At 57.8% G+C, this 10,422-nt stretch carries 8 protein-coding genes and 5 pseudogenes; 4 read left to right on the plus strand and 9 right to left on the minus strand.

Annotated elements, in window-relative coordinates:
* Positions 1-163: 163 nt before the first annotated feature.
* Positions 164-277: pseudogene (locus J9893_RS17930) on the plus strand (integrase core domain-containing protein); the annotation flags it as partial.
* A gap of 210 nt (positions 278-487) precedes the next feature.
* Here J9893_RS17930 and uvrA read toward each other — a convergent pair.
* The 9 genes and pseudogenes from uvrA to J9893_RS17975 all read right to left on the minus strand — a co-directional run.
* Positions 488-2,083, minus strand: a pseudogene (gene uvrA, locus J9893_RS17935) (excinuclease ABC subunit UvrA); the annotation flags it as partial.
* Between the two features lie 83 nt (positions 2,084-2,166).
* Positions 2,167-2,475 carry a curli-like amyloid fiber formation chaperone CsgH gene (gene csgH, locus J9893_RS17940; protein WP_129146543.1) on the minus strand — a complete coding sequence of 103 codons (309 nt, stop codon included), beginning with the start codon at positions 2,473-2,475 and terminating at the stop codon, positions 2,167-2,169.
* A gap of 179 nt (positions 2,476-2,654) precedes the next feature.
* Complete coding sequence (locus tag J9893_RS17945; protein WP_024941331.1) at positions 2,655-4,229, minus strand: curlin; 1,575 nt, start codon at positions 4,227-4,229, stop codon at positions 2,655-2,657.
* Positions 4,230-4,263: 34 nt separating this feature from the next.
* Complete coding sequence (locus J9893_RS17950; RefSeq protein ID WP_005895593.1) at positions 4,264-4,785, minus strand: hypothetical protein; 522 nt, start codon at positions 4,783-4,785, stop codon at positions 4,264-4,266.
* Between the two features lie 265 nt (positions 4,786-5,050).
* Positions 5,051-5,905, minus strand: coding sequence for a CsgG/HfaB family protein (locus J9893_RS17955; protein ID WP_041204616.1), 855 nt, complete (start codon positions 5,903-5,905; stop codon positions 5,051-5,053).
* 7 nt (positions 5,906-5,912) lie between these two features.
* Positions 5,913-6,311, minus strand: a complete 399-nt coding sequence (locus tag J9893_RS17960; RefSeq protein WP_024941329.1) for a curli assembly protein CsgF — start codon at positions 6,309-6,311, stop codon at positions 5,913-5,915.
* Between the two features lie 11 nt (positions 6,312-6,322).
* Positions 6,323-6,760 (minus strand): curli production assembly/transport protein CsgE, encoded by a 438-nt coding sequence (locus J9893_RS17965; RefSeq protein ID WP_210600853.1) that lies wholly within the window; start codon positions 6,758-6,760, stop codon positions 6,323-6,325.
* Positions 6,760-7,404, minus strand: a complete 645-nt coding sequence (locus J9893_RS17970) for a LuxR C-terminal-related transcriptional regulator (RefSeq protein WP_024941327.1) — start codon at positions 7,402-7,404, stop codon at positions 6,760-6,762. The genes J9893_RS17965 and J9893_RS17970 overlap by 1 nt, the downstream gene beginning before the upstream one ends.
* Positions 7,405-7,662: 258 nt before the next feature.
* Positions 7,663-8,086 (minus strand): annotated as a pseudogene (locus J9893_RS17975) (ISAs1 family transposase); the annotation flags it as partial.
* Here J9893_RS17975 and J9893_RS17980 point away from each other — a divergent pair.
* From J9893_RS17980 to J9893_RS17990, 3 genes and pseudogenes are all read left to right on the plus strand, one after another.
* Positions 8,086-8,861 (plus strand): annotated as a pseudogene (locus tag J9893_RS17980) (IS3 family transposase); the annotation flags it as partial. The pseudogenes J9893_RS17975 and J9893_RS17980 overlap by 1 nt on opposite strands.
* A gap of 79 nt (positions 8,862-8,940) precedes the next feature.
* Positions 8,941-9,903 (plus strand): IS5 family transposase, encoded by a 963-nt coding sequence (locus tag J9893_RS17985; RefSeq protein WP_024941324.1) that lies wholly within the window; start codon positions 8,941-8,943, stop codon positions 9,901-9,903.
* Positions 9,904-9,993: 90 nt separating this feature from the next.
* Positions 9,994-10,422, plus strand: a pseudogene (locus tag J9893_RS17990) (IS30-like element ISAs2 family transposase); the annotation flags it as partial.

A 10,422-nucleotide genomic window follows, 5' to 3' on the forward strand; every position in this document is an offset into this window, starting at 1 on the left:
TAAAATTTACCCATAAGCTGACATAAAGTGGCATCGACCTCTGCGCCTTCCCCTACGATGTTGTAATTTTACCACACCACCAACCTATTCAGCTTTCACACCAAGCATTCAGCTGCTTGGCGACTTCATACAGGCTGCTTGGGCATTGCAGAATGGGATTCTCAGCGATGAATTGCAGGAATTTGCCACGCAATGGCAATGGGTTTATAACCATGAGCGGCCTAATATGGCGCTGGGTGGCTACACGCCAAAGCAGCACCTGGCGCGGGCCGCCTGACCTCTACTTTTGAATGCCCCTGAATATGGGGGATTACCGGCAATTTTAGAAAAGGGCCGAGTCAAAAATCGACCTAGCAATCAAAGAGGAAGGTGCTACCCACTTATTCGCACCTTCCCTAGGAAAGTCAACATGATGGGACGACTGTTTCGCTCTTGAACTTTCTAACATTTGAAATCAGAGGGGGAGCCCGCATGCTGACCATCCCCTGAGGGTCTTGAGCAAGCGCTCGTTGTCCCGCTGGTGCAGGCCGATGGAGGGCTCATCCAGCACATACATGACCCCCACCAGACCGGCACCTATCTGGCTCGCCAAGCGGATGCGCTGGGCTTCGCCGCCGGAGAGGGTCTCGGCGCTGCGGGACAGGCTCAGATAGTTGAGGCCCACGTTGACCAGAAAACCGAGCCGCTCGACGATCTCTTTGAGGATCTTGTCCGCTATCTGGGCACGCTGGCCGGTGAGCGCCAGCCCCTCGAAGAAGGCCAGCGCATCGCCGATGGATTGTTCGGCGATGGCGGAGAGGTTGCGGTTATCGACGAATACGTGACGCGCCTCCTCCCGCAAACGGCTGCCGCCGCAACTGGTGCAGGACTTGTTGGCGATGTATTTGGAGAGCTCTTCGCGTACCGAGTTGGATTCGGTTTCCCGGTAGCGGCGCTCCATGTTGTGCAAGATCCCCTCGAAGGGGTGCTTGCGCACCACCACATCACCACGGTCGTTCATGTAGCGGAACTCGATCTCGGTTTTGCCCGAGCCCCGCAGCAATACTTCCTGCACCTTGGCGGGCAGATCCCCCCAAGGGAGCTCCAGATCGAACTGATAGTGCTCGGCGAGGGATTTCAGCATCTGGAAGTAATAGAAGCTGCGCTTGTCCCAGCCACGGATGGCGCCCCCTGCCAGGCTCTGGCTCGGATCGTGGATCAGCTTGGCGGGATCGAAGTACTGCTGCACACCCAGGCCGTCGCAGGTGGGGCAGGCACCGGCTGGGTTGTTGAAGGAGAAGATCCGCGGTTCGAGCTCCGACATGGAGTAACCGCACTCGGGGCAGGCGAAATTCGCCGAGAAGGTCATGGGTTCAACCCCCTCCTCCCCGTCCATGGGCACCACCAGCACGATGCCGCCGGAGAGGGTCAAGGCCGTCTCGAAGGACTCGGCGAGGCGCAGGGCCAGATCCTCGCGCACCTTGAAACGGTCGACCACCACTTCGATGGTGTGCTTCTTGTGCAGCTCCAGGCTGGGGGGATCCGAGAGGTCACACACCTCGCCATCGATGCGGGCACGGATATAACCCTGAGCCGCCAGGTTCTCCAGCAGCTTGCTGTGCTCCCCCTTGCGATCGCGCACCACGGGCGCCAGCAGCATCAGCTTGCTGCCTTCTGGCTGAGCCAACACCTGATCCACCATCTGGCTGATGGTCTGGGCGGCGAGCGGTATGGCATGGGTGGGGCAGCGAGGCTCACCCACCCGGGCAAACAGCAGGCGCAGATAGTCATAAATTTCGGTGATGGTGCCGACGGTCGAACGCGGGTTATGAGACGTAGACTTCTGTTCGATGGAGATGGCCGGCGACAAGCCCTCGATATGATCCACATCCGGCTTCTCCATCAGGGAGAGGAACTGGCGGGCATAGGCGGAGAGGGACTCCACATAACGGCGCTGGCCTTCGGCATAGAGGGTATCGAACGCCAAAGAAGACTTGCCGGAGCCAGAGAGGCCGGTGACCACGATCAGCTTGTCGCGGGGAAGAGTCAGATTGATGTTCTTGAGGTTGTGGGTGCGGGCACCCCGGATCACGATTTTTTCCATCTTGTTGCGCGCTCGATACGGTAACCAGAGCGGGCCAGTATGGCATAGAGACTACTGGATGAATAGACAGTCCAGACGGGAAATCATGGAGATGAGGGGCACTCGAATGTCTGGTCGATCTCGCTCAGCAACAAGGCCCCCTGCCACAGCTGCAACCGTATTCTTGCCTGATAGGGACAAGCCAGTCCCAGACTCAGTCGTCCCACGCCATGGGGCCGGTTGGCGACCAGTTCGGCCCCCCCGCTCTGGCGCTGATGACTGCGCCCCCCCGCCCCCTGGCTCCAGAGATCCAGGGCAAAGGTAACGGCCCCCGACTGGTCGCTTTGCAGGGTAGGGGCCAGGGAGAGGCCGGTCGGCCCCTGTTGGACATTGAGGCTTATCTTGGGGATCACCTTGGCCTCCTTGGCCGGTTCTGACTCGCCCGCCCATCCCGAGGGAGACAAGCTGAGCCATAGGAGCAGCATCACTAGCCGCCGGTGCAGGGGAGTGGTCTGATGGCATGGACCAGCCAGCCAGTCCCGGGTTCGCACCAATAAAAAAGGGGCCCGCAGGCCCCCGAATGTGCAAATCATCAGTTGCCGCCCTGATAAACATAGGCGTGGTTGTTGCTGCCATAGACATCGACCTGAGCCGTGTTGAAGCTCGCAGTCTGTACCACATCGACCAGGTTGCCACCGCCATTCATACCGGCGTTGACATAGACGTCGGCCACATGGTTGTTGCCGGTCTGGCTGACGGTCAGATCGTTGTCGCTACCCAGGTAGGACTCGACAGAGGCGTTGTTCAGGTCGCCGGTCTGGGTCACGGTCACGGTAGAGCCGGAGTGGGACGCATCGGCATAGGCCCAGTTGTCGTTGCCGGTCTGGGCCACGGTCAGCTCGTTGTCTGAACCCCAGGTCCAGGCGCCTTTGCCTTGCACATCACGCGCGGCCGCCACCTGGTTGCGATCCCCTTGCTGGTCGATGGCGATCTGGTTGTTGCTGCCCGCTTCCTGCACCGCGTTGGCGTAGTTGTCATCACCGCTCTGATCTATGGTCACCACGCCAGCGGTGCTGCTCGCCAGCTGCTTGACCACGGCCTGGTTGCCGTCACCCATCTGATCGACACTGGCCTGGTTGCCCGACCCTCTCTGCTCGGTATCGGCCAGGTTACCGTCACCCACCTGGGTGATGGAGCTCTGCTCACCGACACCGCCCTGATAGGCAGTGGCCAAGTTGTCATCGCCCAGCTGATCGATGGTCAATGCATCGTCACGGCCAGTCTGGCTGGTTTCGATCTCATTACGGTTGCCAACCTGGGTCAGGGTGGCGCTCTCGTTGGTACCAGCCTGATTGGCGGTCAGGGTGTTGCCCTCACCGGCCGCAGAGCCAGACTGCGCCGTCTTCACATAGCCATCGACACCGCTCTGGGTGACATAAGCCTTGTTATCGAGATCGCGCTGGTCGACCAGGGCCTCGTTGCCGCTACCCGATTGAGTCACCTTTGCCAGAGTCCCCTCCGGATAGGCGTAACCATAATTATTGGTGGCCTGAGTGACGGTGGCTTTGTTCAACTGACCGGATTGGGCCACCTGAGCTTCGGCACCATCGGCAATCTGCTGGGAAACGCTGGCTTCGTGACTGTTGCCAAGCTGGCTGACGTTGGCGATGGCTTTATCGGACCAATAGTTGTTGATGCTGGCATCGTTGTTGTTGCCAACCTGACTCACGGTGGAGCTGGCACCATCACCGTTATCCTGCATCACGTCGGCACTGTTGTGGTTGCCGACCTGGGCCACGGAGGCGTGGGAGCCTTCGTTGAACACCTGCTGGGTCACGGTCGCGACGTTGAAGTTGCCTGTGCTTGCCACCTGGGCGACGGATCCTGCGGTGCTGGACTCCTGGGTCACCAGGGCATCGTTGCCTGCCCCGACCTGAGCCACACTGGCTTCGGACTGGCTGGTGTTTTTCTGGATGGTCTTCGCTTCGTTGTCGGCACCAATCTGGCTGATACTCGCCTGATTGTGGTTGCTGCTATCGATCTGCTCGACGGTGGCCAAGTTGTTGTTGCCGGTCTGGGCGACGGTCGCCTGGTTGTTGGCGGAAGCCGCCCAGACGCTGGAAGTAGCCAGTAATACGGCAGAGGCGATGATGGTACGTTTGAACATGATTTCCCTCTCGTGCTTTGGTGTGAGCCTGGGCTCAGTTGGTTTGAACTACTCTCACTTGCTGGTTGGCGCCCGTCTGAATGACGGTGGCCGATAGGCCGGAGCCGTTTTGCTCTATGCTGGCCAAGTTGCCATCACCGAGCTGAACGGCCCGTGCCCTGTTGTCATATCCGCTCTGGCTGATCCAGGCCTGGTTGTCCATCCCCTGTTGCCACAGCCAGATCTGGTTGCCGATACCGGCCTGGTAGAGCTCGGCGCTGTTGCCAACTCCGAGCTGGACCGCATCTACCCAGTTGTTGTCGCCGACTTGATCCAGTCGCAGTTGCTGCTGCTGGCCCTGTTGCATCAGGCGGATCTGGTTGTCATTGCCTGACTGGCTGAGCTGCAATTCGTTATCCGAGCCAAGCTGCCAGAGGTGGGCCTGGTTGCCCTCCCCCCGCTGAACCAGCTCAAGCTCGTTGCCCTGACCCAGTTCACTCAGGGAAGCCAGGTCCTGCGCCAATGCGGGCAGGCCTAGCAGACTCATGATCAGCAGGACGGGATTCAGGTATTTCATCTGTGATTACCTTTTTGAAGTGCGGGTCCAGTATCCCCAGCCCCCCGGGCCAGGGCCATCAGGCACACAGCTGATTCGAGGCTGATTCGGATCCAGGGTTTGTCTGGTAGAAAAGGCTGAGGTCAAGCTGAGCCATGCCTCTTTTTTGCAGGTGTCGCGCCAAGGGATGGAGGGGGGATAGACCATGAAAACAGGCCCATGATGGGCCTGTGGAGAGGAGCTGAAAGGGGCAAGCGATAGATAGAAACTAGCGACGCTGCCTCGACTAGAGGATGGGGGCGCTGTCTTGCAGATAACCCTGCAGTATGGGGTTTTCCATGTCCCGCGCATCGGCCAGCTGCCAGAGGTTGTCTCGCACCCCGTTGGCAATGAGCCGGATCACCGCCGATTCGATGGCAGACATGACGCACATCTGTACCGGTTCGTTGGTGCTAAAGCCCGCCTCGGCCTCCAGCAAGCGCTTGTACTCGACGAAACGGAACACTCCGGCCTGCACCTGCTGGGACAAGATGGTCTTGGAGGTGGTGACGCTGTTGAGAATCCGGCCGGAGCGGATATCGACGGCCCTCAGATTGACGGTCACCTGATCGACCCGGTATTCGCCACTCGCCCCTATGCCGAAGTACTTGGCCCCGGCACCGCCGGTACGCACATTGCTGTCATAGGCCACTATGCCCCCTTCGATCAGGATATTGGCCGCCACCAGAGAGGGTAATTGATGCTGATTATTGCCGGGCACATTGGGTTTGTTTTGCGTGGCCCGCACTATCTTGCGCTCGGTCAGCAGGTTCTGCAGCCCTTCCCGCTCCAGAGGCACGAACCACTGGGAGTCCCATAGCGCCGTGCTCAGCATGGCGACCCCACCCTGGGTCACTGCGGTGGAGAAGTTGGAGGCTGGGGCTGGCAGATACTGACCGGTCTGATCGCGAAAATCATAGACGGCGGCCACTATCTTGCCCTTGGGTTTGGGCAGGCTGATCAACTCTTTGTAGGAGATGGATCTCGGCATCAGGGTCGCCTTCTCATCCGCCTCGGGAGAGCCTATATGGGTAGCACACCCCCCCAGAGCAAACAGAATGGCGAGCAAAGGCAGGGCGGTAAATAACGGTGTCCTTGTCATAACGTCCTCAGTCGGCGATCAGGCCATTCACTTCTATCATGGTGGTTTCATTCGTCGATCTGTCGGTAATGGAAACGGCAAGAGTGCCATCCTCATCCACCACATTGATCGCAAACTCGTCGGTGACCAGGCTACCGCTTTGACTGCCATCCTTGCCGATGTCGGCCAGCAGTTGGCTCACCAGCCGCGATTGCAGACTGGAGGTGAGTCTGTCCAGAGCCGAGGTGCCGCTGCTGCTGCCAGTGGAGGGATCCTTGTAGTCGTTCTGGGCGTTAGCCGTGCCCAGCAGATGACTGCTGTTGAGCGGGTTACCGCCAAAGCTGGGGTTAGTAGGCCGATAGATAAGCTCGGAGGCAGAAGCGGTCATGCTGACCGTCAGTGCCAGAAGCAGGAGGCGTGAGCACATATGCTATATCCTTATAGTTCATCGTGTTCCAGATCGAAGGTATCCATGAACAGGATGGCGACCTTCTGCTGTTGTAAAATTTCGTTCACTTGGACCCAGGCCTGCTGCGCTGCAGCTTCTCCCTGACTGCGCACCGGGGAGAGGGCCGTCCTAAACAGCACCTTGCGATTGTGGGTGATCCAGATCAGGCTGCCCCAGCGCGCAGTCGGCCGCTCATGTATGGTGATGTTCTCCCGCGCATTCGGATCCTCGTCCTCTCGCAATCGGCTGAAGTGATGATAAAAAACCTGACCGAAACGGGTGAAGGTACGGTCTATCACCAGACCCCCAATCTCTATCCTGTCGCTCTCCAGCTCGGGTTGCAGCGATTCCAGAGGCGTGTTGGCATCCCCTTCATTGGCAGCTAGGGCACCAGAGATCAACCAGAGACAGAGCAGCCAAGTTCGCATCAGTAGGAGCTCGTCATATCGAGGTAATCTTTAGCCCAGCTCACGGCTTGCAACCGATTCTTGACGTTCAACTTCTTGAAGACGTTATAAAGGTGGGACTTGATGGTGTGCTCGCTGACAAACAGGGTGTCAGCTATCTCGGTATTGGAGGCTCCCGTCATCAAATAGCGAATGATCTCGCGCTCTCGGACCGTCAGCAGATTCTGGCTGCGTTGGGCTGGCTCCATGCCCTGTCGGTAATAATGGACCAGCTCGCACATCAGATGACGCGGGATCCAAAACTCCCCCAGCATCACCTTCTTGATACCGGCTACCAAGTGATCCAAGGGATCCTGACGAAAGAAGAGACCGCTGGTATTGGGCCACAGCAGCAGCAGATCGCGATTCGTGCTGGTCGGCGCATTGAGTAATATCGTGCTGGCCGATTCGAAGGCGGCTATATCCCGGCTCCAGCCAAACTGCTGGCTCGACTTGAGATAGTCCAGATCGATCAGGAACAGGTTGCAATTCTCGATAGCCAATAGTTGATCGGGATGGCTAATCAGGCGTATTGGTTCACCGAGTTGGGCCATCAGGTAGGTGGTGAAGGTCGTCGCCTGAACATTGCCTTCGGTCACGAGTACCAATGGAATCTCTGTCGTCATGGAGCTCTTCCTTGAACTGTGTGCCTATCGGCTTGAATAGTTTTTATTCGCCAATAATGGTCGCAAGAGAGTATCAAACACCGGTTTTTATACAGCATTAAAAAAGCATTAGACGTCATTAAAACTCGATGGAAAATTTTTTTTGTAGAAAATACAATGATCTATGATCCACCCCATTTAGGGGGGGGCAGCAATGAGACATCGATATGCCAACTGTCATTATACCTTTAGCCCCAGGGTGAGAGCGTGAACATTTTGTTAAAATTCACCCAATTTTTTCAGGCCCGCATTGAGTACCGTTTCCAGATATTCGCTGCTCATTCCTGCTATTTTTTGCTTCCGTCTTACGCTCGCCTTACGTGAAGTCTCGGCCCTGAGCATGTTCAGCCCCATGTGCCGGATGCACGCTAAAATCTCTGCCGCATCACCCCGATAGATTGGGCAATCATCCTCGCCCATCGTGACATCCAGTACCAAGTACCCAGTACAGGCTATTTTCGATGGCCCAGTGCCCACGCACCGCCCGAGAAAACTCATCCCGCTCCAGCGTTTTTGAACAGATGAAGTAGTGATGTTCAAGGGTGGCTTTTTTCATGTTTTCAATGCGATAAGAGATGGCCACGCCAATGCTGTGCAACTGTTCCCAATGAGGAAACTGGGCGGCCAACTCGCCCGCCGCCACCCATCCCCGAGCTATGCCGCGAGCATGGCATCAGCAGCGCCACCTTCTACAAGTGGCGCGCCAAGTTCGGCGGCATGGACGCCTCCCTCATGGCTCGTCTCAAGGACCTCCAGGAGGAAAATCGCCGCCTCAAGAAGATGTATGCCGAGGAGCGCCTCAAAGCCGACATCCTCCAGGAGGCCATGGCAATAAAGTGGTGACGCCATCTACCCGCCGGGAGATGGCCACCCAGGCGGTCGCTCACTGCGCCCTCTCCATCCGGCTCGCCTGTCGGGTGTTCGGGGTCAGCGAAGGCTGCTATCGCTACCAACCGGTACTGGCCGAAGAGAACCAGCTCATCGCCGACTGGCTGCTGCGCATCACAGCCAGCCAGCGCAACTGGGGCTTCGGGCTCTGCTTCCTCTATTTGCGCAACGTCAAAGGGTTTGGCTGGAACCACAAGCGGGTGTACCGGATTTATCGGAAACTGGAGCTCAACCTGCGGATAAAACCCAGGAAACGGCTGGTGCGTGCAAAACCGGCGGCGTTGGCGGTTCCTGCAAAACCCAATACCTGCTGGTCGATGGACTTCATGCATGACCAGCTGTCCGATGGACGCTCGGTGCGGTTGTTCAATGTGATAGATGATTTCAACCGGGAAGCGTTATGTATCGAAGTCGATTTTTCGCTTCCCGCCTCGCGGGTCAAACGGGCGTTGGAGCAGGTGATAGCGTGGCGTGGCAAACCGGCGGCCATCCGCTGTGATAACGGTCCGGAATACATCAGCGAGGAGCTCAAACGCTGGGGAAGGTGCGAACAAGTCCTTGATGTGAGATCATCGCCACATCATTTTGGCATCAGGGACGAAGCTCAACGTGACTCATCAATTGACATTTGCCGACAGCGAGTTCCACAGCAAACGCCGTCAAACTCGAAAAGAAGCGTTCTTTGCCCGTATGGAGGCGTTGCTGCCCTGGTCAAGAATGCTGGCCGTGATTGAGCCCGTTTATCCCAAGTCCGGCAATGGTCGTCGCCCCTATCCGCTGGAGACCATGTTGCGTATCCACTGCATCCAGCAGTGGTACAACCTCAGTGACGGAGCGATGGAGGACGCGCTCTACGAGATTGCCTCCATGCGCCTCTTTGCCAAGCTTTCCCTCGACCAAGCTATCCCTGACCGTACCACCATCATGAACTTCCGCCATCGGCTGGAGCAGCACCAACTGGCTCGCCAGCTCTTCGAGTCCATCAATCAGTGGCTCTCTGACGCCGGCATCATGATGACTCAGGGGACCTTGGTTGATGCCACTATCATCGAGGCCCCCAGTTCGACCAAAAACAAGCGCCAGCAGCGCGACCCCGAGATGCACCAAACCAAGAAGGGCAACCAGTGGCACTTTGGCATGAAGGCCCATATCGGCGTCGATGCCAAAAGCGGCCTGACCCATAGCCTGGCAACCACCGCGGCCAATGAGCACGACCTCAATCAAGCCGGCAATCTGCTGCACGGGAAGGAGGAATTTGTGTTTGGTGATGCCGGTTACCAAGGGGCACCCAAGCGTGAGGAGTTGGCTGGGGTAAAGGTCGAATGGGCCATTACCGAACGCCCAGGCAAGGTCAAAGCGCTCAAACAACGTCCGCGCAAGAACAAGGCCGTTATCCAGTTTGAAAGACTCAAGGCCAGCATCCGAGCCAAGGTTGAACACCCATTCCGGCTCATCAAGCGTCAGTTTGGCTTCGTCAAAGCGCGGTACAAGGGGCTGATGAAGAACGACAATCAATTGGCGATGCTGTTTACGCTGGCGAACCTGTTCCGAGTGGATCGGGAATTCAGATAATAAGTGCGACACTCATGGATGAATGGCGAGAGGTGGCCAACTGCTGATTGGTGGTACCCTTCTGCTCGCCAAAGTATAAGCAGTATCACCATGAGCTATCAGCAGTTGACCGAGGGGCAACGATACCAGTTATCGGTGCTTCGCGCACAGGGGATGTCCATCCTTGCCACCGCACGCGCCATTGGCGTTCATCGCTCCACCCTCTACCGGGAGCTGCGTCGTAACGCCGGGCCGCAGGGCTACCAGCCAGACAATGCGCATCAGCACGCCACCCACCGACGGGCCAGTGCGGCCAAATCTCGGCTATCTGCCGATGTCATCCAGTTTGTCGAGCTGACACTCGCCTGGTGGTGGAGCCCGGAGCAGATAAGCACGGTGGGCAAGCAGATAGGCCTCATGGTGAGTCACGAGTGGATATACCGCCATGTGGCCGCCGACAAAGCCCGGGGTGGCCAGTTGTACCGCCATCTGCGCCAGGGCCACAAGCGCTACCGCAAGGGGGCGAGCAGCCTGCGTTCT

Origin of the sequence: Aeromonas sp. MaB10011B, from assembly GCF_017939325.1 — a bacterium.
GTDB lineage: Bacteria > Pseudomonadota > Gammaproteobacteria > Enterobacterales > Aeromonadaceae > Aeromonas > Aeromonas caviae.